Here is a 26,545-nt window from a genome sequence, read left to right on the forward strand (position 1 = left end):
CGGGCCTCGATGGGGACGTGATCGGTAGGGGCGGGCCGACGGCTCAGTCGCTCGCCGCGGTGGTGGTGCGCAGCCAATCGACCACCGCCTCCAGCGAGGGTACGCGGCCCAGGCCGCGATCGCGTTGTTCGCGGTATAGCGCCAGTTGCGCATGCGCGCTGCTGCCCTGGGCGACGATCGCGTCCAGCGGTGCCAGCGCGGCGGCGCTGTCCAGGGCGCGGATGTCCTGCGCACACAGTTCGCGCAGCCGCGCCAGCATCTGCGGCAGCGGTTCGGGGTCGGCGCCGCTTTCGTCGAAGAACTTGGCTTCGATGCCGAAGCGCTTGGCGCGCCACCGGTTCTCGTCGATCACGCGCCGGGTCAGGGCGCTGCGCGGCGGGTCGTCGTCGGGGCAGCGCACCAGGTAGCGCAGCAGGCAGCGGTACAGCGCGGCGATCGCCAGGGCGTCGCGGACCCGGGTGCAGCAGTCGGCGATGCGCAGCTCCAGGGTGGGGAAGCGCGGCGAGGGCCGGATGCCCCACCACAGCGAGCGCGCGTCGTTGATCGCGTGGACTCGGGTCAGCAGGGCGGCTAGGGCGTCGTACTCGGCTTCGTCGGCGAAGAAATCCGGCACGCCGGTGCGCGGCCATTCGTCGTAGACGGCCTGGCGGTAGCTGAGCAGGCCGGTGCGCGAGCGGTTCCAGAACGGCGAGGAGGTCGACAGCGCCAGGAACAGCGGCAGCCAGCGCATCATCCGGTTCATCACCCGCACCCGGTCCACGCCCGGCGGCAGTTGCACGTGCACGTGCAGGCCGCAGACCAGGCTGCGGCGGGCGACGATCTGGAAATCCTCCATCAGCCGCCGGTAGTGCGAGCGCGGGCTGCGTTCTTGTTCGCGCCATACGCCCAAGGGGTGAGTGCCGGCCGCGACCAGGCCCAGATCGAAGCGCGCGGCGACCTGCGACAGCGCGCTGCGCAGGCCGATCAGGCTGCGCTCGGCCTCGCCGGCGTCGCGCAGGATCGGGCTGGAGATTTCGATCTGCGATTGCAGCAGTTCGTTGGCGACCGAGTCGCCGAGTTCGCGCCGGGCCTGCCTGAGCAATTCCGCCGGCACCCGCGTGGCCAGGCCGTGGGCGCCAGGGCGGACGAGAAAATACTCCTCCTCGATGCCGTAGGTGTAGTCGTGGTGTTCGCTCACGCGCGCTCGCCGAGGCGTCGGGGCGTGGCGATGGAGGAAGGACGATACATGCGGGCGCTCCTGCGGTCGCGGATTTCGGTCAAGGTAGCGCGGGCGATGTAAGCGGCAGTTGAAGAAGCCGGCGCGGTATCATCGGCGCATGTCGAAACTGCTGCTGAATCTGCGCCAGGTGCCCGAGGATGAGGCCGCCGACGTGCGCGCGCTGCTGGACGCGCACCGCATCGAGTTCTATGAGACCCGGCCCAGCCGCTGGGGCATTTCCTATGGTGGGATCTGGATCGCCTACGACCGCGACGAGGCCGCGGCGCGGGCGCTGATGGCCGAGTACCAGGGCGAGCGTCAGGCGCGTGCGCGCGCCGAGCACGACGCGGCCCTGCGCGACGGCAGCGCCGAGACCTTCATCGACGTGCTGCGGCGCGAGCCGCTGCGGGTGTTGGCGATCGTCGCGGCGATCGTCGCCTTGCTGGCGGTGCTCGCTCTGCCGGCGTGGCTGCTGCGGCACTGAGCCGGAGCGTTGCGCCGCGACCGCGGCGCGGTCGCCGAGTCCATCAACCGCGACATAGCGTGATGCGGCCCGATGGTGCGCGCGTCAGCCGCGCGCCGCCGGCCTGGCGCCTTCCAGATCGAGCGCAGTGAGGTAAAGGCGCAGGTCGAACTCGAGCTGGTGGTAATCCGGCTCCATGTGCGTGCACAGCTGGTAGAAGGCGCGGTTGTGGTCGCTTTCCTTCAGGTGCGCCAGCTCGTGCACCACGATCATTTTCAGGAACTCCGCCGGCGCATCGCGGAACACCGTGGCGATGCGGATCTCGCGGCTGGCCTTGAGACGGGCGCCCTGCACCCGCGAAATCGCGGTATGCGTGCCCAGGGCCTGGCCGATCACCTGCAGGCGGTTGTCGTAGATCACCTTGTGCAGCGGCTCGGCCTTGCGCAGGTAACGCCCCTTGAGTTCGGTCGTGTATTCGTACAGCGCGCGGTCGCTGCGAACCTCGTGCGCCTGCGGGTAGCGCTCGCGTAGCACCGCGCCCAGGCGTCCTTGCGCGAGCAACTCGCGTACGCGCGCCAGCACGTGCTCCGGATAGCCGTTGAGGTAGGTCAGGGACTGCATGCCGTAACGATACGACAGTCGCCGCGCGCAGCGGACGGCGACGCGTGCGGGCCTGCGCGCGACCGGCGTTTTGCTCATTTCTTCAATGGATCGCACGCCTCATCGGCACCTGAGGTGCGCCGCCTGGCACGCCAACTTTTAATTGGTCTTGAATGTCAATTTAGGATTGTGTTTTATCTCTCCGCAACTCGAAGTCGCGAATTTTCCGATGCGGACAGACGACGGGTCAGTACCGGCCTACGGGCCGGCAAACCGGACACGAGCGAGGAGCGAGGGAATGCGGGCAGATAGGCGCAGAGGTTGGTTGGGAGCGATGGCCGCGGTGCTGGCGGTGGCGGCACTGGCGGTTTGGTGGCGCGGACATCGGATGGATGCCGTGCCCGTCGCGCGTATGAGCGTTCCAGCTCCGACTGCGCAACCCGTCGCCGCGGACGAGGTCGGCGGCGCCGGCGACCCGGCTGCCGAACTGGTGCGCGCGCGTCGCCCCGGTGCGGTGAGGCGGGGCGTGCTGCCTTCGCGCAGCTTCGACCTGCTGCGCGGCCGCGCGGTCGACGTGGTCGCGGCCCTGCAACCGCGGGCCGAGGCCGGCGACAACGAAGCGGCCCTGTATTTGTTCATCAAGATCGAGGAATGCCGCTACCAGCTCTACCACGGTGGCGGCAACGACAACCGGCCGCCGCCGAGCGCGGACGACAGCCTGGAGGCGCAATTGATCGCGCGCACGCCGCCGGAATGCCACGGTCTGACGCAGGAGCAGTACCAGAACAACGTGCGCTGGCTGGAGCAGGCCGCGGATGCCGGTGTGGTGATGGCCCAGCTCTCCTATGCCGGCAACGCCGAGGCGGTCGTCGGCAACTCTTCGCAGATGCTGGCGAACCCCGAGAAGGTCATCGCCTATCGCCGCAAGGCGATGCAGTACCTGCGCCAGGCGGCCGCCAGCGGCAGTCTCTCGGCCTTGATGAGCCTGAGCGACGCCTATCACTACGGCGTGCTGGCGCCGCGCGACCCGATCCGGGCCTATGCCTACTACTACGCGAAGGACATGGCATCGCCGAGCGCGTACGGGCGGCAATACCTGGACACGTACGCCGACCAACTGGAACCGGCGCAACTGGCTACGGCCATTCAACAAGGAAAGGGAATCTACGATGCGTGTTGCAAACCATAAGAAACTGTCGCCGATGGCCGGCCTGGCCGTGCCGTTGTTGTTGGCTTGCGCTTGGCTGATTGCGGCGGAGCGCGGTCCGTTCGAATGCAACAACGGCTGCCAGATCGACTATCCCATGCCGGATCCGCTCACCGCAGATTACGTGCAGCAGATGAAACCGCTGTTCTACCGCTGGTTCGGCGACGTGTTCTGGAACAAGGGCGATACCTACATCATCTGCAACGCGAGCTATTGCGCGAAGTACTACATCACCGACGATTTCGGCCTCTACGGCAAGGAAGGGCGTATCGAGCGCGAAGGTGGTTCCAGCAGCATCGGCGTCGGCGGTGGCGGCAACGAAACCGGCGGTGACGGCGGTGGCTACAACCCGGGTGCGGGCGGCGGTGGAGGCGGTGGAGGTTACACCGGCGGCAAAGTGATCGTCGGCGATCCGGCGGTGGTGCAGAACTGATCGTGAGCGGCGCCCGCCATGCGCGGGCGTCGCTTCCAGGCGGCTGTCGCATCGCCGGGAGCAAGGGGTGGGAACCGTGCGCGGGCTTTGCGCCTGCGCCTGCGCTAGCTCCCGATGTGGATGCCGAGGTGTCCGCTAACCATGTTGCGGCTGGCGATCCGGCGGCTGAGCTCCTACGTGCGCGGCGTCCGGGCACGGTGCCACGCGTGTCGACGTTCACACGCAGCTACGATCCGCCACCGGGACGTGCGGTGGATGTGGTCGCCGCGCTGCAGCCACGTGCAGAGGCGGGCGATGCCGATGCGGCGTTGCCTATCACTACGGCGTGCTCGCCCGGCGCGATGCCCTGCGCGCCTACGCCTACGCCGAGGATTTGGCCGCGCCGAGCCAATATTGGCAGGCGCCGCCTCGATGCGTATGCAGGTCAGCTCGACCCTGCACAACTGGCTGAGGCCGCTCAACAGGGAAGAAGGATTTACGATGCGTGCTGCAAGCAATAGGACAGTATGGCTGGCCTTCGGCTTGGCGACTCGTTACTGATCGCAGGTGCCTGGTTAGTTGCGGCCGAACTGGGACCGTACGTGTGCGACAACGGCTGCCAGATCGGCCATCCCGTGCCGGATAAGCCGACGTTGGCCTACATCGAGCAAATGAAGCCTCGGTTCAATCGTTGGTTTGGCGATATCTTCTGGAATAAGGCGACATTTACATCCTCTGCAATTCGACCTGCTGCGCGAAGTACTACGACAAATCGGCAATGATCTCTCTATCAAGCCGCTAGGCCCCGGTTTGTGAATGGGGCGCGGCAAGGGGCTTTGACTCCGGAGATTTGTCCTGGCGCAGGAAAATCGACAGCATCACGATCGCAAGCACCGCGAGGAACTCGCTTTGCCAGTTCTGAAGGGACTCGAACCAGAAGGTAGTGCCGGAGAGATGCTCCAGTATTCCAATCGGGGGCTGACCTGCAAGATGCCGTTCGTCCAGCTCGTGTCGCCAGCTGCCCACCGCATGCAGAACAAAAGACCCGACGAACAGGAAGGCAAACGCAATGGTCAGGGAACTGGCATAGAGCCTTGCCCACCAACCGCCCATACGGACTGGCCACGGCGTTGGGCCGTCCTCGATCACTTCCTCATCTTCGTGGAACGGTCTTGACTCGGCCGAGCCGTGCTGCCGCAGCCAGACAGTGAGCAGTACGTACATGCCCATCTGCAGGAACTCGCTCTCCCAGTTCTCGAAGGTGGCGGAGATGAAATGACCGCTGCGCAAATAGGCGGCCAGCGTGACAGGGGAGTAGCCGTGCGTGAGCAACTCATCGTTCCACGAGGCGTGGCCCGCGAGGATCTGGCCCCACAGGAACACGGCGAAGATCGCGAAGAGCACAAGGCCCAGCGCATTACGTTGCCAGAAGGAAGGGGTGTTCTTGGCTGTCTTGGTCATAGCGAATCTGGGCGGACGCCCGTATGTGCATACAACCTCGGTCGGAGCGCTCACGGCACGGAGCGAGGTTGGGAACAATTACCGGATAACTTTCGGACCGCCTACGTAGTCGTGCGTCGATCTTGATCAGGAGTTCTTGTCTCGGCCAGATAGCCTTCCCACTCTTTGCGGAGGTCCTCGTTTTGCGCGTCCCTAATCGCTGCCGTGCAAATCTTGATGCCGCCGCACTCGGTCTCCAGTGCCCGCAGTAATGGTTCGTGGACTTGAGTCTTGTCCATAGCTTCTCGCTCGTGCCATCGCATGGTGCAGCGGTTGGCACGCATCATTAGTAGACGCGGCATCCGCAAGCGAATGTGAAGAATGTTTCTGTCGATACCGATTTTCTTAATGGTTCATGCGGAAGATGGACGCGAGAAAATCGCTGACTAGGGCGTGGGACCGAACGCGGCAACGAAGAGAGTGGGAGATTGAATTGTCGTGAGCTTTGTTTCGCGCGCACAGCCGGCTGACGCCGTTCGTGCCGAGGTCGACGAGCCCGGTCCTCGCGGACACCGGTTCACGACTCCATGACGGTAGCGCCGCTAGGTTCGCGTAACGGTCAACGGGCTCGGATCGCCGGCACTTTAGCCCGCGTAGCCAGCGAGGAAACGCACGGCCGAGAGCAGCCTTAAGACGTCGACAGTGAGGTGTCTATGCGGCGAAAGTCAGGTCGACCCGCATTGCTGATTGTGGATATGTTGAACATGCTCGATTTCGATGCGGGTGATGCCCTGCTCAAGCAGGCGACGCCGGCCGCAGCGAAGATCGCCAGCTTGAAGCGTCGCTTCAAGAATGCCGGCGCTCCGGTCATCTATGCGAATGACAACTTCGGGCAATGGCATGCGGACTTCACGGAAATTGTGAAGATCTGCAGCGGCGAGGGGTCTAGGGGCGCGCCGATCGCCAGGAAGCTGCTACCGGAGCCGGATGACTTCTACATCCTCAAGCCCAAGCAATCCGCTTTTCACTCCACGCCCCTGGCGGTGCTTCTCGAGCGCTGCGGCAGCCGGAAGGTGGTGATAACGGGGATTTCCACGGACGTTTGCGTCGCAGCAACGGCGATCGACGCGCACATGCGGGATCTGACGGTTCATGTGCCCGCGGACTGCGTCGCGGCTCCGACTCGCGCGCGAACGGTTCGGGCGCTCGGCATGCTTCACGAGTCGATAGGTTCTTCGTTGGCTGCATCCCGATCGATCAGGCCTTAGTCGACTCAAGCCGCTGCGCATTCGCGGTTCCGCGTCAGCCCTGCTTGATGAGCGTCCGTCGGCCTATCGAACTGCTCTTGCGTGCGGTCGGCTTCGCCAGGCCGGGGATCAGGAAGTCGGTGACGCTCCGGCCATGTTTCGTCTTCTGGGCCAGCCACAGCGGCATCCGCCCGCGGCCAGACCAGGTATTGCGCTTGTTCTCCGGATCGCGGTACTTGGCCGCCACCTTGCTCGCCTTTCGCCGCGGCGCCCGTTTCTTGCCAGGCTTCTCAGCTACCGGCTGATCCCCATACAGTTCCTCGATCGTATACCCGTACTGGGCAGCGACTGCGACCGCTTTTCGACGCACTAGGGCAATGGGGCGACGGCTGCTTATCAACTGCCGCCGCTGCTCCGCGGCGACCAGAAGGGCGTTCAGTTCCGACAGGCTGAGCTTCTCGATATCGATTTTCATGCCGGCGAGGGTCCAGCCACACCATCGACCTGTCAAGCGACAACCTGATGTTTTGTGAGAATGCGCTCTCGGCCGGAGGCACGGTCGGGTCCTGCGCCTCAATATATCGATGCCGTCGAAGGCGGCTGGCATTGAAGAAGATGGATGGGGGCGCCATTTGGCTGTCGGCCATGCTCCTTGTGGATATGTCGGCGGCCCCTTGGGTCGTCCCGCCAGGATCGCCGCCCCGCTGGGAGCTTCGCAGCGGGCAGGCTGCCCCGCAGCTTCGCCCGGAGGCGCCGGCACGACGGCGGCGAGGACGGTTCAGGCGGCCGCCACAAATCCGTCATCGCCCCGCCATAGTCTGGCGGGCATGAACATCCTGATGCTGTCCGACGTGTACTTCCCGCGGGTCAACGGCGTCTCGACGTCGATCCGCACCTTCGCCCAGTCGCTGGCGCGGATGGGCCATGCGGTGACCCTGGTGGTGCCGGATTACGGGCCCGACAGCGGCCAGGAGCAGCACGACGGCCATGGCGAGTTCGAGATCCTGCGGCTGCCGTCGCGGGTGATCTTCTTCGATCCCGAGGACCGGCTGATCCGGGCTTCGGCGCTGCGCGCGGTGGAGGACCGGCTGGCGGCGCGGCACTGGGACGTGATCCACATCCACACCCCGTTCCGCGCCCACAGCCTGGGCGTGCGCCTGGCGCGGCGGATCGGGCGGCCGACGGTGGAGACCTACCACACCTATTTCGAGGAATACGTCGGCCACTACCTGCCGTGGCTGCCGGCGCCGCTGCTGCGTGCGTTCGCGCGGCGCGCTTCGCGCTCGCTGTGTCACGGCGTCGATCACCTGATCGTGCCGACCGCGCAGATGGTGCAGGTGCTGGAGCGCTACGGCATCACCACGCCGTCGACGGTGCTGCCGACCGGCATCGACCTGAGCGAATTCGCGCGCGGCGACGGCGCGCGCTTCCGCGCCGAGCATGGGATCGCGCCGCAGCGTCCGACCCTGGTCACGGTGAGCCGGCTCGCGGTCGAGAAGAACATCGCCTTCCTGCTGCGGGTGGCGCGGCGTCTGGTCGACGAATTTCCCGAGCTGCTGTTCCTGATCGCGGGCGAGGGCCCGGATGCCGAGCGCCTCAAGCGCCTGAGTGTGGAGCTCAAATTGCAGGAGCACGTGCGCTTCTTCGGCAATCTGGACCGCCGCACCGCCTTGCTCGACGCCTACCGCGCCGGCGATGTGTTCGTGTTCGCCTCGCCGACCGAAACCCAGGGGCTGGTGCTGATCGAGGCGATGGCGCTGGGTGTGCCGATCGTATCGACCGCGGTCATGGGGACGGCTACGGTGCTGCGCGATGTGCGCAGCGCGGTGGTCAGCGCCGAAGACGAGGCCGCGTTCGCCGGGCATGTCGCTGCCGTGCTGCGTTCGCCCGAAACCCGCGCGGCCTTGTCGGCGGCCGGGCCGCTGGACGCGCGCGCCTGGAGCACCGACGGCTTGATGGAGCAGGTGGTGTCCCTATACGAAAGCCTCGCACGCACCCGCGCCGTCGCCACGACGCTGGCGGCCACGGCCAATCCGTAAGACGCGGCAAGCCGCAGGCGCACCGCATCGAAACAGCGCGAGCGATCGAGACCGCACCGATGCGGTTTTCGCCGCGAACAAGGGCGCGGCGTCGACGGCCGCGTCGGCACCGTAGCCGCCGTCGCGCATGCCGGTGCGGCTGGCGTCGGTCACGGCCCGAATCCGCTGTCGCCGGTCTGGTAGACCATCAGCACGACCTTGCCGCGGCCGTGGCCGGTCTCGACGTCGCGATGCGCGACCGCGGCATGCGCCAGCGGATAGATCTCGCGCACATGCACGTGCAGGCGGCCGTGTTCGTACAGGTCGACCAGGTGGCGCAGGCGGTCGCGGTCGCGGTCGCATTCGCCGCGCAGGCGCAGTACGCCGTGTTCGCGCGCGCCGTCGCCATCGACCAGGCTGCCGATGCGTTCGCGCGCCACGCCCAGCGCCAGCGAGGCGGCGATGGCGCCGCGGCCGGCCGCGTCCAGCGCCACGCTCACGCCTTGCGGCGCGAGTTCGCGCACGCGCTCGACCAGGCCGTCGCCGTACAGCACCGGCTCGGCTCCGAGCGTGCGCAGGTAGGCGTGGTTCTCGCGGCTGGCGCTGCCGATCACCCGGGCGCCGGCCAGACGCGCCAGCTGCACGGCGATGGTGCCGACACCGCCGGCGGCGCCGTGCACCAGCAGGGTGTCGCCGCGGCCCACGTTCAAGGCGCGCAATGCGACCTGCGCGGTCTGGCCCGAGGCCGACAGGGCGCCGGCCACTGCCCAGGACATCATCGGCGGCTTGGCCACGACCTGCGGCGCCGGCACGGTCACGACTTCGGCGTAGGCGCCGCCGTCGCACCAGCCCAGCACTTCCTGGCCGTGGTAATAGCCGCGCACGCCGTCGCCGATCTGGTCGACGACACCGGCGAATTCGTAGCCCAGGCGTTGCGGGAAGGCGGCGTCGGCGTCGATGCCGCGGCGCGCGAAGTCGCCGTTGCGGCGGGCGATGTCGGCCGGCTGCACGCCGGCCGCGCGCACTCGCACGCGCAGTTCGCCGCGCGCGGCTTCGGGCAGCGGCAGCACGGCCGGATAGAGCACTTCGGGTGCGCCGTAGCGGTCGAAATGCACGGCCTGCATCAGGCCGGCATCGTCGTCGATGCCGTCGGCGGCGTCGCGGGAGCTGGGTCGGTCGAGGTCGTCGTCGCGGGCGTTGCGGTTGTCCATAGCTTGACCGGAGGGAGTGGGGACGCGCAGCATAGAACCTCAACTTAACTTCAGGTCAAGCGCATGGTCGCGAATACCGAGCTCAGCGTGGGGCAGATGGCGCAGCGCAGCGGCGTGGCGGTGTCGACCCTGCATTTCTACGAGACCAAGGGCCTGATCCACAGCCAGCGCACCGCCGGCAACCAGCGCCGCTACGGTCGCGACATGCTGCGCCGGATCGCGATCATCCGCGTCGCCCAGCGCGTGGGCATGCCGCTGGCGACGATCCTGCAGGCGTTCTCGACCTTGCCCGACGGACGCACGCCGACGCGCAAGGACTGGGAGCGGCTGTCGGCGGCCTGGCGCGAGGAGTTGGACGAGCGCATCCAGAAACTCAGCCAGATGCGCGACACCCTGGACGATTGCATCGGCTGCGGCTGTCTGTCGATCGACCGCTGCCGCCTGGCCAATCCGGGCGACGTGCTGGCCGAGGACGGGCAGGGTGCGCAGCGTTGGGAGCATGCGCCGGCGGATTGAGGCCGCACCCGGGCATCGCCACAGCGCACCGGCAGGACGCATCGATCCACGCATGCGCGCGCGGTCGGCGCCGGTCGCCGTCGTACCATGGTCGCTTTCCCCACGAGTCCCGCCATGACCGTTTCCATGCACGCCGCCTCCGTCCCCGTGTTCAAGCAGTTCCTCGGCAGCCTCGCCGCGCTGCTCGACAAGGCCCAGGCCCACGCGGTCGAGAAGAAGATCGAGCCGGACGTGCTGCTGCAGTCGCGCCTGTACCCGGACATGTTTCCGCTGCTGCGCCAGGTCCAGATCGCCTGCGACTTCGCCAAGGGCGTGAGCGCGCGCCTGGCCGACGCGGAAGTGCCGGTGTACGACGATTCCGAGCGCAGCTTCGAACAGTTGCAGGCGCTGGTCGCTAAGACCACCGCGTTCATCGACAGCCTGGAGCCGGTGCTGTTCGACGGCGCCCACGAGCGTGAAGTGGTGCTGCGTCCGGGCACGCCCAAGGAGCGCCGCTTCGTCGGCCACGACTATCTGCTGCATTACGGTCTGCCGCAGTTCCAGTTCCACGTCGTGACCGCCTACGCGATCCTGCGCCACAACGGCGTCGAGGTCGGCAAGCGCGACTACATGGGCCAGTACTGAGCCTCGCGCGCCGCGCGCGCTTGCATCGCGCGCGCGGCGCGGCGACCATGCGTTCCAGCTTTGAGGGGAAGCCGCATGGAACTGCTGACGCTGGATCATTTCGCCCGCCACGTGAACGAGACCTTCTCGGCCGCGCTGAACGACGGCGAGGTGCCGTTCGTGCTGGTCGAGGCGCGGGCCTTGCAGAGCAGCCAGGTCGTGCCGGGCGCGGCGCGCGCGCCGTTCTCGTTGCTGTTTCGCAATGCCTCGGCGTTTCTGTTCCCGCAGCAGACCTATCTGATGCGCCACGAAAGCGTGGGCGAGGTCGGGATCTTCCTGGTGCCGGTCGCGCGCGAGCGCGAAGGGTTTTTGTATCAGGCGATTTTCAACTGAGGGCGGGGCGGGCTGGAACGCTCGCGCTCGCTCGGTGATCCAAGCCCGATCTGAGGCGCTGCTAATCCGGTGCGGATCGCGATCGGCGCGGTGGGCGTGGGGGCGCGGTCGCGGCTTACGCCGCTCCTACCCCAGAGCTAGAGCGCGCCCTGCGGGGGCCAGCGCAGGCGCCGGTAGGCGCCGCCGTCTTCGAGCAGGACGAAACCCAGGCGCTGGTACAGGCGCTGCGCCTGCGCATTGTCGGACGACACATGCAGGTGCAGGCCGCGGCCGAGCGCGGCGGCGTCGTGCTGGCTGTGTTCGATCAAGGCGCTGGCGATGCCCTGGCCGCGTGCGGCGGGCAGCAGGCTGATATCGACGATCAGATGATCGGGCGCGCGCCGTTGCAGGTAGTAGCGCCCGACCGGCGTGCCTTCGCGCTCGATGGCGAGGAAGTCGGCGTCGGCGTAGTGGTGCAGGTAATGCTGATGCTGGAGCGCGAACTGGCTGTCGAGAAAGGCGCGCTTGGCCTCGTCGGGCCAGGGCACGGGCGCGAGTTCCTCGGCTCGGGTACTGGCGTAGAGCGTGCGCAGCCAGGGCAGGTCGTCGTCGCGCGCGGGGCGCAATGCGAACCCGCGCTCGCACAGGAGCGCGGGTGTCGCCAGGCGGTCGTCGCGGCCTTGCGGAAACGGCGGTAGCGGCGACGTCGCCTGCATTGCCGTCAAGGGAAGCTCGGGAAAATACCCTGCAAGGCGATGCAGAAGTTCGACGCGAGGTACGGCTGGCGGTTTTCGTGCGGCTGGCCGCCGCCGGCCGGGCCGCACATGACCGGAGCGAACTGCACGTTCGGCGCCACATTCCCGATGAAGGGGTTGCTGGAGGTCGGGATGCCCAGGAAGTTGTTGGGGGCCGGCGTGCTGGTGCGCGAAGCGCCGGTGGGCTGGTTGTAGGCGGTCAGCGTATGGCCGTGCGCCGGCATCTCGCCCTGGGTCAGGGTCACGCTGTTGGAGCCGAACACTTCGCCCATGCTGCGCGGCGTGAGTCCGGGACCCTGGCCCTGGTTGCAGGCGGCACGGTTGACGAAGTTGGGCAACTGGAACGTGGTCTGGCCGTTGCCGCCGTACTGGGTGCCCAGCAGCGCGAACAGCGCGGTGTTCTGCTGGATGGCCATGGTGGCGCCGGTGCACGACGCCCAGCCGCGCGGCGCGAAATTGAATCCGAACAGCTGGATTTCGCCGATGAAAGGTTCGGTCATGGTGATGTCCTCGAATGATGGTCCGCGGCGGCCGCTCAGCTCTGCGACGGGAAGATGCCGGCCCAGGCGATGCAGTACCCCACCGTCAACGTGGGCATCAGGTTGTCGTGCGGCTGGGTGTTGCCGCTGCTCGAGATCGCGGCCGGGGCGAGCGCGGCGCCGGTGGCGCCGGTGATGTCGGTGACGTACATGGTGTCGCCCGACACCGTGGCCGGTTGCACCGTCACACCGACCGCGCCGGTGCTGGCGGCGGCCGTGGTGGCCATCAGCGCATGGTTGTGGCTGGGCAGCTGCTGGGTCAGCAGGGTCACGCTCTCGGTGCCGGCCCTCTGGCCGAGCACGTAGGTGCTCAGGCCCAGGCCGGTGCCCTGGTGGATCGGCGCGCGGCCGCGCAGGTCGGGCAGGGCGAAGGTGGACTGGCCGTCGCCGCCGTAGGTGGTGCCGATCAGGGTGTACAGCACTTCGTACTCGCTGATGGGCTGCAGCGAACCGTCGCAGCTGAACCAGCCGTTGGGCACGCGGCCGAAGCCGAACATACGGATTTCTCCGACGTAAGGGGTGCTCATAGGGAACTCCTGTAGATGGCTAGGGCGTCAGTTGCGCGACGGGTAGATGCCGACCAGCGCGATCACGAAATTGATCGTCGTGTAGGGCTGTATGTTGCTGTGCGGCTGGCTGTTGCCCGTCATGCCGATGCCTTGCAGCGCGACCTGGGCGCCCGAGGAGGGGCCGAAGATCGAGGCGCTGTTGGTGCCGTACAGGCCGTTGGTCGGATTGCGGATCGCGCCCGCCGTGGTGTTGCCGCTGACCATGTGCGTATGCGTCGGCATCTGCGTAGCGAGCAGGGTGACGTTCTCGACGCCGCCGGTCTCGCCCAGCTGATACGGCGCCGGATTCCAGCCCCCATCGACCGAATTGCCGAAGCCCACCGGGGTGCGCGACTGCATGTTGGGCAGTTGGAAGTTGGTAGTGCCGTTGCCGCCGTAGGTGGTGCCGAGCAAGGAAAACAGCGCTTGGTTCTGGGCGATCGACAGGATCTGCCCGTTGCACAGGGCAAAACCCTTGGGCGCGAACTGGAACCCCGTGAGCATGATCTGCCCGAGGAATACTTCGGTCATACCTTTTCCCCCAAAAGGATGGTGGCACGGGACGTCATGTCCGGTGCGCTCGCTACTCTCGCTCACACTCCGTGCGCCGTACAAGCGAATTTTTTGTGGCAGTGCAGCATAAAAATCTGTGAAGTGGGTGGCACTTTATTTGCGGATCGATTCCTGATTGAATGAAGGGAGAGCAGTTCGCAAGGGGTGCGGCTCGGGCGTCAGCCCGATGTCCGCGGACAAGGATTCGAGTCTCGCCGGACGGTTCGACAGCCAGCGGCCGATCGAGCTCGTGCGGTGCCAACAGGGGCAGAACATGCATCAGCTTTCAGCGCACAGCGTGGAGACGCCGCGTGCGCCTTCGCACGTATTCACTTCCTTGTTCTCCTGGTTCGCCACCGCGCTGCTGTGCCTGGCCAGCCTGTGGCCGCAGATGGCAGCGGCGGCGCCGTCCACGTTCTGCCCGACCCTGAGCATGTCGGTCGCGCACAGCGGTTCGCAGACCATCAACGTCGACCACTGCCACGGCGGCTTCGGCATCACCGCCGGGACCGCGGCCACGCCGCACGGCACGCGCACCATCGGCGCGCAGTCGCCCGGCAACATTCCGCTGACCTATTCGCATAACGGCGACAGCGCGACCACCGACACCTTCGTGTTCCAGGACGACCTCGGCGGCGACATCACCGTCACCGTGGCCATCGGCCCGGCCTCGAGCATCGTGATCGGCCCGGCGACCGTCAGCCTGACCGCGGGCACGCCCTTCAGCACGACCCTGACCGCCACCGGCGGCACCGCTCCCTACACCTACACGCTCGACAGCGGTGCATTGCCGGCCGGGCTGACTCTGAGCGGGGCCGTGATCAGCGGCACCCCGACTGCCCGCGGCCCGCACAGCTTCTCGATCCGCGCCACCGACAGCACCAGCGCCAGCGGCGTGAAGACCTACACGCCCACCGTCGCCAACCCGAGCTTGCAGATCGTCCCGTCCACGCCGCCGAACGCGGCCCAGGGCATCCCCTATTCGGTGACCTTCAGCACCACCGGCGGCGTCGCTCCGTATACCTATGCGCATGAGGTCGTTTCCGGTCCGCTGCCGCCCGGCCTGAGCCTGAGCGGCGCGACCCTGAGCGGCACGCCGACCACCCTGGGCACCTTTAGCTTCGGCATCCGCGTTACCGACAGCAGCACCGGCGTGGGCTCGTATTTCGAAGTCGAGACGGTCACCCTGACAGTCGTGGTCGCGCCGACCATCGTGGTCAACCCGGCCACCGTTCCGGGCGCGACCGTCGGCGCCGCCTACAGCCAGACCTTGACCGGCAGCGGCGGCACCGCGCCTTACACCTTCGCGATCACCGCCGGCGCCTTGCCGGCCGGGCTGAGTCTCAACACCACCACCGGCGCCCTGACCGGCACGCCGACCGCGGCCGGCACCTTCAACTTCACGGTGCGTGCGACCGACGCCAACAGCTTCTCCGGCACGCGCGCCTACACCCTGGTCGTGGCGCCGCCGGTGATCGTGGTCGCGCCGACCACCTTGCCCAACGGCACGGTCGCGGCGGCCTACAGCCAGACCGTCAGCGCCAGCGGCGGTATCTCGCCGTACACCTTCGCGATCACCGCCGGCGCGCTGCCGGCCGGCGTCACCCTGAACGCCAGCACCGGCGCCGTCAGCGGCACGCCGACCGCGGGCGGCACCTTCAACTTCACCGTGACCGCGACCGGCAGCAGCACCGGCACCGGTGCGCCGCATACCGGGTCGCGCGCCTACAGCCTGGTGATCGCACCGCCGACCATCAACCTGCCGGCCACCACCCTGGCCGACGGCACGCAGAACCTGGCCTACAGCGCCACGCTCAATCCGGCCAGCGGCGGCACCGCGCCGTACACCTATGCGGTCACCGCCGGCGCCTTGCCGCCGGGCATCACCCTGGCCGCCAGCACCGGCGTGCTGTCGGGCACGCCGACCGCATCGGGCACGTTCAACTTCGCCGTGACCGCGACCGACAGCAGCACCGGCACCGGCGCCTACAGCTCGGCGCCGCGCGGCTATACGCTGCAGATCATCAACATCCCGCCGGTGGCCAATCCGATCTCGGCCTCGATCGCCTACAACAGCGGCGCCAATCCGATCGCGCTGAACATCACCGGCGGCGTTCCGACCTCGGTCGCGATCGGCACCGCGCCGGCCAACGGCACCGCGATCGCCAGCGGCACCACGATCACCTATCAGCCCAATCCCGGTTACGCCGGTCCCGACAGCTTCACTTACACCGCGACCAACGGCGCCGGCACGTCGGCGCCGGCCACGGTGACCATCACGGTCGGCAACCCGACCATCACCGTGACCGCGGGCGGTCCGCTGACCGCGCAGATCGGCGTCGCCTACAGTCAGACCTTCACCTGGAACGGCGGCGCCCAGCCGTTCGTCGGCTACAGCGTCACCGGCATGCCGCCGGGCCTGCTGATCACCGGCAGCACCGCCAACAGCGTCACCGTGTCGGGCACGCCGACCGCGGCGGGTTCGTTCACGGTCACGCCCAGCGCGACCGACTCCAGCACCGGCAACGGTCCGTTCACCATCTCGCAGGCCTTCACCCTGACGGTGAGCGCACCGACCCTGAGCATGACGCCGGCCGCCGGCACCTTGTCCGCGTCCTACGGGACGGCCTACAGCCAGACCTTCGTCGCCAGCGGCGGCACGCCGGCCTACACCTATGCGGTGTCGGCAGGCGCATTGCCGGCCGGCCTCAGCCTGGACGCCAACACCGGCGTGCTGGCGGGCACGCCGACCGTCACCGGTCTGTTCACCTTCTCGGTGCGGGCGACCGACAGCTCCACCGGCGCGGGCGCACCGTTCGCGCGCACCCAGAACTACGTATTGCAGGTGGCCGCGCCGACGATCGCGATCGCACCGGCCACCTTGCCGGGCGCGCAGGTCGCCACGGCCTACAGCGAAGCGCTGAGCGCCAGCGGCGGTATTGCGCCGTACACCTATGCGGTGACCGCCGGCACCTTGCCGGCCGGCCTCACGCTGAGCTCCACCGGCACCCTGAGCGGCACGCCGACCGCGGGCGGCACCTTCAACTTCACCGTCACCGCCACCGACAACCACTCGCAGAACGGTTCGCGCGCCTACAGCCTGAGCGTGAGCGCGGCGACGGTCAGCGTCGCACCGGCGACCCTGCCCAACGGCGGCGTGGCCCAGGCCTACAGCCAGACCATCACCGCATCGGGCGGCACCACCGGCTACAGCTTCGCGGTCACCGCCGGCGCCTTGCCGACCGGCCTGAGCCTGGCCAGCAACGGCACGCTCAGCGGCACGCCGAGCGCGGGCGGCACCTTCAACTTCACCGTCACCGCGACCGACAGCAGCACCGGCAGCGGCCCGTACACCGGTTCGAACTCGTACACGGTGTTGGTCACGGCCGCGACCGTGATCCTGCCGCCGACCAGCCTGGCGAACGCGACCCGGACCGTCGCCTACAGCGCCACGCTCAACGGCGCCAGCGGCGGCACCGCGCCGTACACCTATGCACTCAGCAGCGGCGCTCTGCCTCCGGGCATCTCGCTCAGCAGCGCCGGCCTCGTCAGCGGTACGCCGACCGCGCCGGGCAGCTACACCTTCGGCGTGGTCGCGACCGACAGCAGCACCGGCAGCGGCCCGTACACGTCCGCCCCGCAGAGCTACACCCTGCAGATCGCCGACATCGTACCGGTGGCCAATCCGGTTTCGGCCACGGTCGCCTACGGCAGCAGCGCCAATCCGATCACACTGAACATCACCGGCGGCATTCCGGCCTCGGTGGCGGTCGCTACGGCAGCGGCGCACGGCACCGCGGTCGCCAGCGGCACCAGCATCACCTACACCCCGACCGCCGGTTACGCCGGTCCGGACAGCTTCACCTACACAGCGACCAACGGTGCCGGCACTTCGGCGCCGGCCACCGTGACCATCACGGTCTCCAACCCGGCCATCACCGTGACCGCGAGCGGTCCGCTGGCCGCGCAGATCGGCGTCGCCTACAGCCAGACCTTCAGCTGGAACGGCGGCACCCAGCCGTTCTCCGGCTACGGCATCACCGGTCTGCCGGCGGGCCTGAGCGTCACCGGCACCACCGCCAACAGCCTCACCGTGTCGGGCACGCCGACCGCAGCGGGTTCGTTCACGATCACGCCCAGCGCGACCGACTCCAGCAGCGGCAATGGTCCGTTCACCGTCGGCCAGGCCTTCACCCTGAGCGTGGGCGCGCCGACCTTGAGCATGACCCCGGCCGCCGGCAACCTGCCGATGAACTACGGCGCCGCCACGACCATCAACTTCGCCGCCAGCGGCGGCACCGGTCCGTACAGCTTCTCGCTGGCCGCCGGCTCGCTGCCGGTCGGTGTGAGCTTCAGCTCGGCCGGTGTGCTCAGCGGCACGCCGACCGTGCCGGGCAACTACAACGTGACGATCCGGGTCACCGACGCCAGCACCGGCGCCGGCGCACCGTTCGCCTTGCAGCAGAGCTACACCATCGTCGTGGCCACGCCGGCCATCACCATCGATCCGCCGGCGCTGCCCAACGGCACCGCGGGCACGGCCTACAGCGCCCAGCTCAGCTCCACCGGCGGTGTCGCGCCGTACAGCTACTCGCTGCTCAGCGGCGCGTTGCCGATCGGCATGAGCTTCAGCTCGGCCGGCGCGCTGTCCGGCATCCCGCGCTCCGACGGCAACTTCAGCCTGACCGTGCGCTCGACCGACAGCAACGGCCAGAACGCCAGCCGCGTGTACACCTTCACCATCGCCCCGGCGACGGTGGTGATCACGCCGGCGAGCCTGCCCGGCGGTACCGTCGGCGTGGCGTACTCGCAGAGCCTGAGCAGCAGCGGCGGCATCGCCCCGTACACCTACTCGATCGTCTCGGGCAGCCTGCCGGTCGGCGTGTCCTTCAGCTCGGCCGGCGTTTTCAGCGGCACCCCGACCACCGCCGGCAGCTACACCGTGGCGGTCCGTTCCACCGACGACGCCGGCTACAACGCCACGGTGAGCTACACCCTGGTGATCGCCGACGCCGTGCCGGTGGCCGTGAACGACACCGCGACCACGCTCGCGCAGCAGCCGGTCACCATCGCCGTCACCGCCAACGACACCGGCGTGATCACGTCCATCGCGATCGCCTCGGCGCCGGCGCACGGCACCGCCGTGGTCAGCGGCCTCAACATCGTCTACACCCCGGCCACTGCGTACTTCGGTCCCGATTCGCTGACCTACACCGCGATCGGCCCCGGCGGCACCTCGGCCGCGGCCACGGTCTCGATCACGGTGACGCCGTTGCCGGTGCCGGTCGGCCAGCCGCAGACCGCGACCACCCTGGCCGGTCAGCCGGTCACCATCGACACCACCGTCGGCGCCAGCGGCGGCCCGTACACCGGCGTCACCATCCTCACCGCGCCCAGCGTGGGCACGGCGGTGGTCGGCGGCACCAACATCGTCTACACGCCGCCGGCCAGCGCTTCGGGCACGGTCACCATCGGCTACACGCTCAACAACGCGTTCGGTCCGTCGGCGCCGTTGACGGCGACCATCACCGTCAATCCGGTGCCGGTCGCGGTCTCGCGCCGGGTCAGCACCATCGCCGGCACGCCGGTCGTGGTCGATCTGACCGCCGGGGCGACCGGCGGCCCGTTCACCGCCGCCACCCTGGTGTCGCTGTCGCCGGCGTCTTCCGGCACCGCGACCATCGCCCAGGTCGGCAGCGGCGCGAGCGCGAGCTACCGCCTCACCTACACGCCGAACACCGCGTTCTCGGGCACCGCCACGGTCACCTTCACCCTGGCCAACGCGTTCGCGACTTCGGCGCCGGCGACCATCGACATCGACGTCGCCGCGCGCCCGGATCCGACCCAGGACGCGGAAGTCATGGGCCTGCTCGGCGCCCAGACCTCGGCCGCGCGCCGCTTCGCCAACTCGCAGATCGGCAACTTCCAGCAGCGTATGGAAGGCATGCACGGCGGCAACGGAGAGGGCGGCCGCTTCCAGAACCGGATCAGCTTCGGCGTCGACCGCCGTTGCCGCGACGACGTGCGCCGCACCCCGGGCAGCGACTGCCGCCAGGCCGCGACCCGCGACGACGCCGCACCGGTGGAGGCCTCGGCCGCGCCGCGCGACAGCGACGCCGGTTCGTTCACGATCTGGACCGGCGGCGCGCTCAACAGCGGCGACCGCGACAGCCGTTCGGGCAGCGCCGGTTTCGACTTCGAAACCACCGGCATCAGCGCCGGCGTCGACACCCGCATCAGCGACGCGTTCGCGATCGGCGGCGGCATCGGTTACGGCCGCGACAACACCGATGTCGGCCAGAACGGCAGCCGCAGCGACGCCAAGAGCTACACCCTGGCGGCCTACGGCAGCTACCACCCGGGCGAGACCTTCTTCCTCGACGGTCTGGTCGGCTACCAGTGGATGTCGTTCGACTCGCGCCGCTACGTCACCGCCAACGGCGCGCGCGTGCGCGGCGAACGCGACGGCAAGCAGTGGTTCGCGTCGATCTCGGCCGGCGGCGACTACCAGCGCGACCGTCTGCACATCTCGCCTTACGCCCGCGTCGACATCGCCCGCGCCACCCTGGACGGCTACACCGAACAGGGCGACGCGATCTACGCGCTGCGGTACCAGGACCAGGACGTCGACACCACCACGGCCAGCCTGGGCCTGCGCATGGATTACCGCATCCCGGTCAGCTACGGCACCTTCTCGCCGCAGCTGCGCCTGGAGTACCAGCACGACTTCCAGGACGACAGCTCCGTCACCATGAGCTACGCCGACCTGCTGGCCGGTCCGTTCTACCGGGCCGAGATCGAGGGGCTGGAGCGCAACCGGTTCGTGTTCGGACTGGGCGCGATCCTGCACACCGAGCGCGATTTCACCCTGCGCTTGGAATACCGCGGTCTGTTCGGCAGCGGCGACGATACGGACCATGGCATCCTGCTGAACCTGGAAAAGAAGTACTGATCGAGCCGGCGGGCGCGGCGACACCGCGTCCGCCTGTTCTCAGGAACGCCGGCGCGGCGTCACCGTGAACGCCGCGCCGGCACTTTATTCGGTGCCCGCCGGGCCCAGCCGGCCCGGGGGCGCGCAAGGGAGGCGCGCATGCGCTGGCGATCCGCCTGCTGTGCGATCGTGCTGACGGCGCTGTGCGCGCCGCCCGCGTCCGCGCACGGCGGCGGCCTGGACCGTCACGGCTGCCACCACGACCGCCGCAACGGCGGCTACCACTGCCACGGCGGTGCGTCCGCGCCGCGCGATGCCGCGGCGCCACGCCGGCGACCGGCGCCGACGCCGTACACGAACCCGCACGCGAACCCGTACGTGCCCGCAGCCGAACCCAGGGGCTCGCCGATCCGCGACCATCCGCGGCTACGCAAGCCGCGCCCGGCGCCCGCTGCAGAGGGCTACGCGCCTGCGGGGGCGATGCCGTCGTTCGGCGCCTATCGCAACTGCACCGAGGCGCGCGCCGCCGGCGCCGCACCGGTCCGCCGCGGCGACCCCGGTTACGGTCCGCACCTGGATCGCGACAACGACGGTATCGGCTGCGAGCCGTATCGCGGCCGTTGATCCGCGCGACGGATGCGAGGGCAGGGCCTGGCGGCCCCATCTGCTGTATCGCCGGTCCGTCGTGCGCCTGCGGCACTACGCACGGCGATGCGAAGGCAGCGCCGAGGGAGATGAGCTGAGATACGCAAGACCACACGAGCGCGACGGCGTTCGCACGCGGCGATGTAAGGGCAGGGCCGAGCGAGACGAGCTGCGGTGTCGCGAGGCCGCAAGTGCGACGGCGTCCGCATGTGGCGATGTGAGGGCAGGGGCCGCGACGCGGCACGCGATACCGGCGCGCGGCGGCATTCGCGCGCGACGAACGCGTTCGGTGCCAAGATGGGCGCACTCGCTCAAGCCCAGCCACCGATGTCGCCCGAACTGCCCGTCGATCTGCCGATTTCGCTGCCGCCCGAGCAATGGACCGCGCTGGAAGCCGCCTACGCCACGCCGCCGCGGGCGTACCACAACTTCGATCACGTCCGCGAAGTGCTGCGCCACTACGGCGAAGTCGCGGCGGGACCGGGCTGGACTCAGCCGGTCGAGGTCGCGCTGGCGGTGCTGTACCACGACGCCATCTACCAGGCCGGGCGGCGCGACAACGAGGCGCGCTCGGCCGAACTGGCGGTCGCCCACATCGCCCGTTACCTGCCGGATGCCGGCATCGACGTGCGGCGGGTGGTCGAGCTGATCGACCTCACCGCGAGCCACGGCCAGCTCGCGCCGGAGCAGGTGGACGCGGAGGCGGCGCTGTTCCTGGACGGGGACATGGCCATCCTCGGCGCGGCGCCGGAAGCGTTCGACGCCTACGACCGCGGGATCGCGTCGGAGTACCGCGGGCACGTGCCGGGGCCGCTGTTCCGGCTCAATCGGCGACGCTTCCTCAAAGGCCTGCTGAAGCGCGAGCGCATCTATCTCAGCGACTTCTACCACGGGCGTTACGATGCGGCGGCGCGGAATAATTTGCGCCGGGCGATTACGACCAAGCGGTGACTTCCTCCTTTGAAATGGAAGAGCGGGTGGATGAAATGGAGGGGCGGGGCGGACTCGCTTTTGCTCCGCTGCGGCTTTCTGTGGAGGCGGCGTGAGCCGCGATCGCCAGTCCGACGGCCGCGCCTGTTCCGCTCTGGCCTTGGGGTAGGAGCGGCGTGAGCCGCGACCGCGACCTTCGGCTGCTGCGCGAGTTTCGATTCGGATCGGCTTCGCTTTCTGCTTTCTGTGGGAGCGGCGTGAGCCGCGATCGCGAACTCCGGGGTTCTGCGATGGCTTCGCTTCTTTGGATCAAAGGCTTCCGCCCGCTGCGCGAGCGGATCACTTTCTCTGGCCACCCGCCTTGGGGTAGGAGCGGCGTAAGCCGCGACCGCGAACTTCGCTTGCCGGCGATGGTTTCGCTTCCGATTTCCTTCTGCTTTCTGTGGGAGCGGCGTAAGCCGCGATTGCGAATTCCGTTTGCTGCGGGGGTTTCGTTCTTAAGCAACAGCTTCCGCCCGCTGCGCGTGCGGGTCACTTTCTCTTGCCACTCGCCTTGGGGTAGGAGCGGCGTAAGCCGCGACCGCGNGGTTTCGTTCTTAAGCAACAGCTTCCGCCCGCTGCGCGTGCGGGTCACTTTCTCTTGCCACTCGCCTTGGGGTAGGAGCGGCGTAAGCCGCGACCGCGACCTCCGTCTGTTGGCGGGGTTTCGCTCCGGGTCTGCTTCCTGTGGGAGCGGCGTAAGCCGCGATTGCGAATTCCGTTTGCTGCGGGGGTTTCGTTCTTAAGCAACAGCTTCCGCCCGCTGCGCATGCGGGTCACTTTCTCTTGCTAGCCCAAGAGAAAGTAACCAAAGAGAAGGGCTTGCCTAGACAACCCTCCCTTGCGAGATCGGAGGTGGCGCGGGGATTTTTCGAAGGAACATCCTGTTCCTCGAAAAACGGCGCGCGTCCTGCGCGCCGCCCTTCGGGTCTGAGTGGGGCTGGGCGAGTGCGGCGCANGCGGGGATTTTTCGAAGGAACATCCTGTTCCTCGAAAAACGGCGCGCGTCCTGCGCGCCGCCCTTCGGGTCTGAGTGGGGCTGGGCGAGTGCGGCGCAATGGATTTCAATGCAACGGCAACAGCAACAGCAACAGCAACAGCAACAGCAACAGCAACAGCAACAGCAACGGCAACGGCAACAGCAACAGCAACGGCAACGGCCCCGAAGCGCTCAAGCGCCATTGCGAACCCGGGCCGGCCGCGTCCGCGCGCTAGCTGCGATGGATCCCGATGCAGCAACTGCGCAGCGCGGTCGCCGAGCGCGATCGCTTCGCCCGTCCGAAACCGCGCCCTACTGCTGCAGCTTGCCCAGCGCGCTATCCAACACCCGCTGCATCTTCCTGGCCGCGCCATCCACCGCGGCCTTGACCGTGTCCGCATCGTCGCTGGCCGTGACCGGCGGCCGGCCTTCCAGGCGCGTCTCGATCAGGCAGCGCTTGTCGTCGTTGCCGGGTTTGCCGGCGTTGACGTCGCTGAGGTGGACCTCGACCCGGGTGATCTGGTCGCGGAAGCGGCCCAGGCTGTGTTCGATCGCGGTCTCGACGTGGCGTTGCACGGACGGGTCGTGCTGGACGTGGCTGTCGGTGTTGAGCTGTACCTTCATGAGGAACTCCGTGGGGTAGGAGCGACGGCACCCTGGCGCGCTCTGCGGATCACGCTAGCCGCGCCGACCTTCAGGCGGCGCGAAGGCGGCCGCACGCCGGCGCGGGTAAAATGCGCGGATGTTGCTCAATATCGCCGCCTACCACTTCGTCCGCATCGACGACCCCGACGACCTGGCCGCGCGCCTGCGCGAGCGCGCCGAGGCCGCCGACCTGCGCGGCACCGTGCTGGTGGCGGAGGAGGGCGTGAACCTGTTCCTGGCCGGGGCCGAGGCCGCGATCGACGGCTACCTGGCCGAGTTGCGCGCCGACCCGCGCTTCGCCGGGCTCGCGGTCAAGGCCAGCTACAGCCGCAGCCAGCCGTTCGCGCGCCTCAAGGTCAAGCGCAAGGGCGAAATCGTCACCTTCCGTCGCGAAGACAGCGCGCCGCTGCAGCGGCGCGCCCCGGCGGTGACCCCGGAGCGGCTCGCGCAGTGGCTGGATCGGGGCCACGACGACGCCGGCCGCCGGCTGGTGCTGCTGGACACCCGCAACCGCGAGGAAGTCGGCTACGGCAGTTTCGCCGGCGCCCTGACCCTGCCGATCGACAACTTCGTCGATCTGCCCGAGGCGCTGGCGCCGCATCGCGAGGCGCTGGCCGACGCCACCGTGGTCAGTTTCTGCACCGGAGGGATCCGCTGCGAGAAGGCCGCGCTGTGGCTGCGCGACGACGGCATGGATAACCTGCTCCAGCTCGAGGGCGGGATCCTGGGCTACTTCGAGCGGGTCGGCGGCGCCCACTACGAGGGTCGCTGCTTCGTGTTCGACGAGCGCGTCGCTCTGGACCCGCAGTTGCAGCCGTTGGTTGACCCGGCGACCTGACCCGGCTGCCTGATTTGGCACCCGCAACGGCACCACGAACGTGCCGAAAACGGTATTGTTCCGTAGCAAGGACAGGGGATCCCCAGGCCCATGAGGGCCGCGCCGCAAACCGGGCGGGCGATCCCATTCAGACAAATCAAGGGGTTACCTGAGGCGACGCGGCCGCTATGATCGACGGTCGTCTCTTCCAGCCCCCGTACGAAGGACCCCTGATGCGTCTAATCCAGCCCCTGACCGCTCTCCGTCCTGCCTGGCCCCTGAGTCTGGCCCTGGCCGCCGTCGCCCTGACCGCCTGCCAACCGCAGGCGCCGGCGAGCGCCGCCGCGCCCGAATCCACCACCGCCGCACCGCCGCCGGCGATGCCTTCCTCGGACCCGAACGCCGCCCCGGTCGAACGCGCCGCGCCGCCGGTGATCAAGCCCGTCGCCCTGGGCGAGTTCGAACCCGGCACGCCGGTCGCCAGCGCCGCCACCGGCAAGCTCAACATCGAAGACGCCAAGCTGCAGGGCGCCAACGGCGCCAGCTTCGGCACCGAACGCGTGGCCCTGGTCACCGGCGGCGACGAGTACAGCGCCGGCGCCACCTATGCCGCTTCCATGCAGATCGACGCCAGCCAGCCGGTCGAACTGCGTCACGTAGTCGAACAGACCCCGCCCACCGATCACCCCGCCAACGCCTTCTGCGGCGGCGCGCCCACCGCCTACATCGCCCTGGCCAAGGTCGGCGAAGGCGAGCGCGAAGTGGTCAAGGTGCTCGCCCTGCAAGGCGAAGACCTGCCCGCGCCCGGCGCCAAGGGCGTGAGCGTATGCGCCATCACCAGCTACCTGGTCGCCAGCCGATGACATCCTCGCCGCGTTCGTTTTCGCACCGCCTGCTGGGCCTGGGCGCCCTGATCCTGTGTTGTGCGAGCGCGATCGCGGCGCCGCCGATGCCGCGCCAGCCGCCCACGCTGCGCGTGGCCGGCGACAGCGCGATGGCGCCCCGTCACGGCGGGCAACGTCCCGCCACGGGCTGGGGCGAGGCCCTGCCGATGCTGCTGCGCAACGACGTGGTCGAGTATGAAAACCGCGCCGCCGAGGGCCGCAGCAGCCGCGCTTACCTGGGCGAAGGCCTGTGGTCGCAACTGATGACCGCGACCAAGTCCGGCGACACCGTGTTCATCGCCTTCGGCCAGGACGACGAGTCCAAGCTGCCGGAGCGCTACACCGCGCCGGAACTGTTCCGCGGCAACCTCGAACGTTTCGTCGACGAGGCGCGCATGCGCGGCGCCACCCCGGTGCTGCTGACCCAGGTCGCGCAACCGGATTTCCGCTCCGGCGGCCTGCAGATCGGCAACACCCCGTACGCCGACGTGGTGCGTGCGGTGGCCACGCAGCGCAAGGTGGCGCTGCTGGACATGCAGCGCGCCAGCGAATCGCTGCTGCGCGAGGTCGGACCGGAAGGCGCCAAGATCCTGTTCGTGGACGACACCGAGTACCGACTGGTCCAGGCCAACCGCAACACCCGCTACGTGCTGCCGGTGGACGACGATGCCGCGCCCAGCGCCTGCGGCGCGGCCATGCTGGCCCAGCGCGCCAGCCTGCTGATGCGCGCCAACGGCCTGGAAGCCTGGCTGGAAGATCCCAAGACCGTCGATCAGCGCGTGAACCAGGTCTGCGTCGCGCAGCGCGACGCGCCGAAGCACTGAGGGCCGTGAGCGCTGCGGCGCGCTGGAAACGTGATCGCGACGGCCGCCTGCGCGGCCGTTTCGCTTTGAGGCTCAGCTTCGGGGTAGGAGCGGCGTGAGCCGCGACCTCGACCCTGCGGCCGTTGCGCGGTCGCGGCTCACGCCGCTCCTATCCCAACGCCCTCGGAACC

Annotated in this window: 24 protein-coding genes; 14 read left to right on the forward strand and 10 right to left on the reverse strand. The window is 68.6% G+C overall.

The features are described from left to right. Nucleotides 1–43 precede the first annotated feature (43 nt). Nucleotides 44–1,177 carry a carboxylate-amine ligase gene (locus ASE10_RS12175; protein ID WP_055906006.1) on the reverse strand — a complete coding sequence of 378 codons (1,134 nt, stop codon included), beginning with the start codon at nucleotides 1,175–1,177 and terminating at the stop codon, nucleotides 44–46. A 139-nt stretch (nucleotides 1,178–1,316) separates the two neighbouring features. Here ASE10_RS12175 and ASE10_RS12180 point away from each other — a divergent pair, with 139 nt between their 5' ends. Beyond that, nucleotides 1,317–1,682 (forward strand): DUF6164 family protein, encoded by a 366-nt coding sequence (locus ASE10_RS12180; RefSeq protein WP_055906009.1) that lies wholly within the window; start codon nucleotides 1,317–1,319, stop codon nucleotides 1,680–1,682. Between the two features lie 84 nt (nucleotides 1,683–1,766). On the opposite strand, the gene ASE10_RS12185 is transcribed toward ASE10_RS12180, so the two are convergent. Beyond that, a complete protein-coding gene (locus ASE10_RS12185; protein ID WP_055907081.1) occupies nucleotides 1,767–2,282 on the reverse strand; it encodes a M48 family metallopeptidase in 516 nt (171 codons plus the stop codon). Between the two features lie 313 nt (nucleotides 2,283–2,595). On the opposite strand from ASE10_RS12185, the gene ASE10_RS12190 reads away from it, so the two are divergent. Next, on the forward strand, nucleotides 2,596–3,450 hold the full coding sequence (locus ASE10_RS12190) for a sel1 repeat family protein (RefSeq protein WP_056305311.1): 855 nt from the start codon (nucleotides 2,596–2,598) through the stop codon (nucleotides 3,448–3,450). Nucleotides 3,451–3,463: 13 nt separating this feature from the next. Continuing rightward, nucleotides 3,464–3,901, forward strand: a complete 438-nt coding sequence (locus ASE10_RS12195) for a hypothetical protein (protein ID WP_055906015.1) — start codon at nucleotides 3,464–3,466, stop codon at nucleotides 3,899–3,901. A gap of 777 nt (nucleotides 3,902–4,678) precedes the next feature. Here ASE10_RS12195 and ASE10_RS12200 read toward each other — a convergent pair. Beyond that, a complete protein-coding gene (locus ASE10_RS12200) occupies nucleotides 4,679–5,341 on the reverse strand; it encodes a DUF6766 family protein (protein ID WP_055906019.1) in 663 nt (220 codons plus the stop codon). 692 nt (nucleotides 5,342–6,033) lie between these two features. Between ASE10_RS12200 and ASE10_RS12205 the strand changes: the two genes are divergently transcribed. After that, complete coding sequence (locus tag ASE10_RS12205) at nucleotides 6,034–6,588, forward strand: isochorismatase family cysteine hydrolase (RefSeq protein ID WP_055906022.1); 555 nt, start codon at nucleotides 6,034–6,036, stop codon at nucleotides 6,586–6,588. A 34-nt stretch (nucleotides 6,589–6,622) separates the two neighbouring features. Here ASE10_RS12205 and ASE10_RS12210 read toward each other — a convergent pair whose 3' ends face one another. After that, on the reverse strand, nucleotides 6,623–7,042 hold the full coding sequence (locus tag ASE10_RS12210) for an H-NS histone family protein (protein WP_055906025.1): 420 nt from the start codon (nucleotides 7,040–7,042) through the stop codon (nucleotides 6,623–6,625). Nucleotides 7,043–7,394: 352 nt separating this feature from the next. Between ASE10_RS12210 and ASE10_RS12215 the strand changes: the two genes are divergently transcribed. Beyond that, entirely contained in the window at nucleotides 7,395–8,606 is a 1,212-nt protein-coding gene (locus tag ASE10_RS12215; RefSeq protein ID WP_055906028.1) for a glycosyltransferase, read from the forward strand. Between the two features lie 149 nt (nucleotides 8,607–8,755). On the opposite strand, the gene ASE10_RS12220 is transcribed toward ASE10_RS12215, so the two are convergent. Next, nucleotides 8,756–9,796, reverse strand: a complete 1,041-nt coding sequence (locus ASE10_RS12220; protein ID WP_200949789.1) for an NADP-dependent oxidoreductase — start codon at nucleotides 9,794–9,796, stop codon at nucleotides 8,756–8,758. 63 nt (nucleotides 9,797–9,859) lie between these two features. Here ASE10_RS12220 and soxR point away from each other — a divergent pair, with 63 nt between their 5' ends. The 3 genes from soxR (at nucleotide 9,860) to ASE10_RS12235 (ending at nucleotide 11,308) form a co-directional block, all read left to right on the forward strand. Beyond that, nucleotides 9,860–10,312: a redox-sensitive transcriptional activator SoxR gene (gene soxR / locus ASE10_RS12225; RefSeq protein ID WP_055906031.1), complete on the forward strand. Its 453-nt coding sequence runs from the start codon at nucleotides 9,860–9,862 to the stop codon at nucleotides 10,310–10,312. A 114-nt stretch (nucleotides 10,313–10,426) separates the two neighbouring features. After that, nucleotides 10,427–10,936, forward strand: a complete 510-nt coding sequence (locus ASE10_RS12230; protein ID WP_055906034.1) for a DUF1993 domain-containing protein — start codon at nucleotides 10,427–10,429, stop codon at nucleotides 10,934–10,936. 75 nt (nucleotides 10,937–11,011) lie between these two features. After that, nucleotides 11,012–11,308 carry a hypothetical protein gene (locus tag ASE10_RS12235; protein WP_055906036.1) on the forward strand — a complete coding sequence of 99 codons (297 nt, stop codon included), beginning with the start codon at nucleotides 11,012–11,014 and terminating at the stop codon, nucleotides 11,306–11,308. A 137-nt stretch (nucleotides 11,309–11,445) separates the two neighbouring features. On the opposite strand, the gene ASE10_RS12240 is transcribed toward ASE10_RS12235, so the two are convergent. From ASE10_RS12240 to ASE10_RS12255, 4 genes are read right to left on the reverse strand one after another with little or no spacing between them, the layout of a single operon-like run. Then, nucleotides 11,446–12,003, reverse strand: a complete 558-nt coding sequence (locus tag ASE10_RS12240; RefSeq protein WP_055906038.1) for a GNAT family N-acetyltransferase — start codon at nucleotides 12,001–12,003, stop codon at nucleotides 11,446–11,448. Between the two features lie 5 nt (nucleotides 12,004–12,008). Then, the gene (locus ASE10_RS12245) at nucleotides 12,009–12,542 is read right to left on the reverse strand and encodes a tail fiber protein (RefSeq protein WP_055906041.1); all 534 of its coding nucleotides are present in this window, start codon (nucleotides 12,540–12,542) and stop codon (nucleotides 12,009–12,011) included. Between the two features lie 35 nt (nucleotides 12,543–12,577). Then, nucleotides 12,578–13,108, reverse strand: coding sequence for a tail fiber protein (locus ASE10_RS12250; protein ID WP_055906044.1), 531 nt, complete (start codon nucleotides 13,106–13,108; stop codon nucleotides 12,578–12,580). A 27-nt stretch (nucleotides 13,109–13,135) separates the two neighbouring features. Further along, a complete protein-coding gene (locus ASE10_RS12255) occupies nucleotides 13,136–13,660 on the reverse strand; it encodes a tail fiber protein (RefSeq protein WP_055906047.1) in 525 nt (174 codons plus the stop codon). A gap of 295 nt (nucleotides 13,661–13,955) precedes the next feature. Here ASE10_RS12255 and ASE10_RS12260 point away from each other — a divergent pair, with 295 nt between their 5' ends. The 3 genes from ASE10_RS12260 (at nucleotide 13,956) to ASE10_RS12270 (ending at nucleotide 22,208) form a co-directional block, all read left to right on the forward strand. Next, nucleotides 13,956–20,633, forward strand: a complete 6,678-nt coding sequence (locus tag ASE10_RS12260) for a putative Ig domain-containing protein (RefSeq protein ID WP_162255277.1) — start codon at nucleotides 13,956–13,958, stop codon at nucleotides 20,631–20,633. Nucleotides 20,634–20,771: 138 nt separating this feature from the next. Beyond that, entirely contained in the window at nucleotides 20,772–21,236 is a 465-nt protein-coding gene (locus ASE10_RS21095; protein ID WP_056305316.1) for an excalibur calcium-binding domain-containing protein, read from the forward strand. A gap of 360 nt (nucleotides 21,237–21,596) precedes the next feature. Next, a complete protein-coding gene (locus ASE10_RS12270; RefSeq protein WP_200945869.1) occupies nucleotides 21,597–22,208 on the forward strand; it encodes a hypothetical protein in 612 nt (203 codons plus the stop codon). A gap of 1,309 nt (nucleotides 22,209–23,517) precedes the next feature. Here ASE10_RS12270 and ASE10_RS12280 read toward each other — a convergent pair. Beyond that, entirely contained in the window at nucleotides 23,518–23,829 is a 312-nt protein-coding gene (locus ASE10_RS12280) for an HPF/RaiA family ribosome-associated protein (protein WP_055906061.1), read from the reverse strand. Nucleotides 23,830–23,947: 118 nt separating this feature from the next. Here ASE10_RS12280 and ASE10_RS12285 point away from each other — a divergent pair, with 118 nt between their 5' ends. From ASE10_RS12285 to ASE10_RS12295, 3 genes are all read left to right on the forward strand, one after another. Beyond that, nucleotides 23,948–24,688 carry a sulfurtransferase gene (locus ASE10_RS12285; RefSeq protein ID WP_055906064.1) on the forward strand — a complete coding sequence of 247 codons (741 nt, stop codon included), beginning with the start codon at nucleotides 23,948–23,950 and terminating at the stop codon, nucleotides 24,686–24,688. Nucleotides 24,689–24,900: 212 nt separating this feature from the next. Further along, nucleotides 24,901–25,530 (forward strand): hypothetical protein, encoded by a 630-nt coding sequence (locus tag ASE10_RS12290; RefSeq protein ID WP_156087749.1) that lies wholly within the window; start codon nucleotides 24,901–24,903, stop codon nucleotides 25,528–25,530. After that, the gene (locus tag ASE10_RS12295; RefSeq protein WP_055906070.1) at nucleotides 25,527–26,375 is read left to right on the forward strand and encodes a GDSL-type esterase/lipase family protein; all 849 of its coding nucleotides are present in this window, start codon (nucleotides 25,527–25,529) and stop codon (nucleotides 26,373–26,375) included. The genes ASE10_RS12290 and ASE10_RS12295 overlap by 4 nt, the downstream gene beginning before the upstream one ends. Nucleotides 26,376–26,545 lie beyond the last annotated feature (170 nt).

The sequence above is a fragment of the Lysobacter sp. Root76 genome, assembly GCF_001428685.1.
Lineage (GTDB): Bacteria > Pseudomonadota > Gammaproteobacteria > Xanthomonadales > Xanthomonadaceae > Lysobacter.

Coding starts and splice junctions, on each gene's coding strand:
- ASE10_RS12180 (WP_055906009.1), top strand. CDS start 1,317: ATGTCGAAACTGCTGCTGAATCTGCGCCAGGTGCCCGAGGATGAGGCC.
- ASE10_RS12185 (WP_055907081.1), bottom strand. CDS start 2,282: ATGCAGTCCCTGACCTACCTCAACGGCTATCCGGAGCACGTGCTGGCG.
- ASE10_RS12190 (WP_056305311.1), top strand. CDS start 2,596: ATGGCCGCGGTGCTGGCGGTGGCGGCACTGGCGGTTTGGTGGCGCGGA.
- ASE10_RS12195 (WP_055906015.1), top strand. CDS start 3,464: ATGGCCGGCCTGGCCGTGCCGTTGTTGTTGGCTTGCGCTTGGCTGATT.
- ASE10_RS12200 (WP_055906019.1), bottom strand. CDS start 5,341: ATGACCAAGACAGCCAAGAACACCCCTTCCTTCTGGCAACGTAATGCG.
- ASE10_RS12205 (WP_055906022.1), top strand. CDS start 6,034: ATGCGGCGAAAGTCAGGTCGACCCGCATTGCTGATTGTGGATATGTTG.
- ASE10_RS12210 (WP_055906025.1), bottom strand. CDS start 7,042: ATGAAAATCGATATCGAGAAGCTCAGCCTGTCGGAACTGAACGCCCTT.
- ASE10_RS12215 (WP_055906028.1), top strand. CDS start 7,395: ATGAACATCCTGATGCTGTCCGACGTGTACTTCCCGCGGGTCAACGGC.
- ASE10_RS12220 (WP_200949789.1), bottom strand. CDS start 9,796: ATGGACAACCGCAACGCCCGCGACGACGACCTCGACCGACCCAGCTCC.
- soxR (WP_055906031.1), top strand. CDS start 9,860: ATGGTCGCGAATACCGAGCTCAGCGTGGGGCAGATGGCGCAGCGCAGC.
- ASE10_RS12230 (WP_055906034.1), top strand. CDS start 10,427: ATGACCGTTTCCATGCACGCCGCCTCCGTCCCCGTGTTCAAGCAGTTC.
- ASE10_RS12235 (WP_055906036.1), top strand. CDS start 11,012: ATGGAACTGCTGACGCTGGATCATTTCGCCCGCCACGTGAACGAGACC.
- ASE10_RS12240 (WP_055906038.1), bottom strand. CDS start 12,003: ATGCAGGCGACGTCGCCGCTACCGCCGTTTCCGCAAGGCCGCGACGAC.
- ASE10_RS12245 (WP_055906041.1), bottom strand. CDS start 12,542: ATGACCGAACCTTTCATCGGCGAAATCCAGCTGTTCGGATTCAATTTC.
- ASE10_RS12250 (WP_055906044.1), bottom strand. CDS start 13,108: ATGAGCACCCCTTACGTCGGAGAAATCCGTATGTTCGGCTTCGGCCGC.
- ASE10_RS12255 (WP_055906047.1), bottom strand. CDS start 13,660: ATGACCGAAGTATTCCTCGGGCAGATCATGCTCACGGGGTTCCAGTTC.
- ASE10_RS12260 (WP_162255277.1), top strand. CDS start 13,956: ATGCATCAGCTTTCAGCGCACAGCGTGGAGACGCCGCGTGCGCCTTCG.
- ASE10_RS21095 (WP_056305316.1), top strand. CDS start 20,772: ATGCGCTGGCGATCCGCCTGCTGTGCGATCGTGCTGACGGCGCTGTGC.
- ASE10_RS12280 (WP_055906061.1), bottom strand. CDS start 23,829: ATGAAGGTACAGCTCAACACCGACAGCCACGTCCAGCACGACCCGTCC.
- ASE10_RS12285 (WP_055906064.1), top strand. CDS start 23,948: ATGTTGCTCAATATCGCCGCCTACCACTTCGTCCGCATCGACGACCCC.
- ASE10_RS12290 (WP_156087749.1), top strand. CDS start 24,901: ATGCGTCTAATCCAGCCCCTGACCGCTCTCCGTCCTGCCTGGCCCCTG.
- ASE10_RS12295 (WP_055906070.1), top strand. CDS start 25,527: ATGACATCCTCGCCGCGTTCGTTTTCGCACCGCCTGCTGGGCCTGGGC.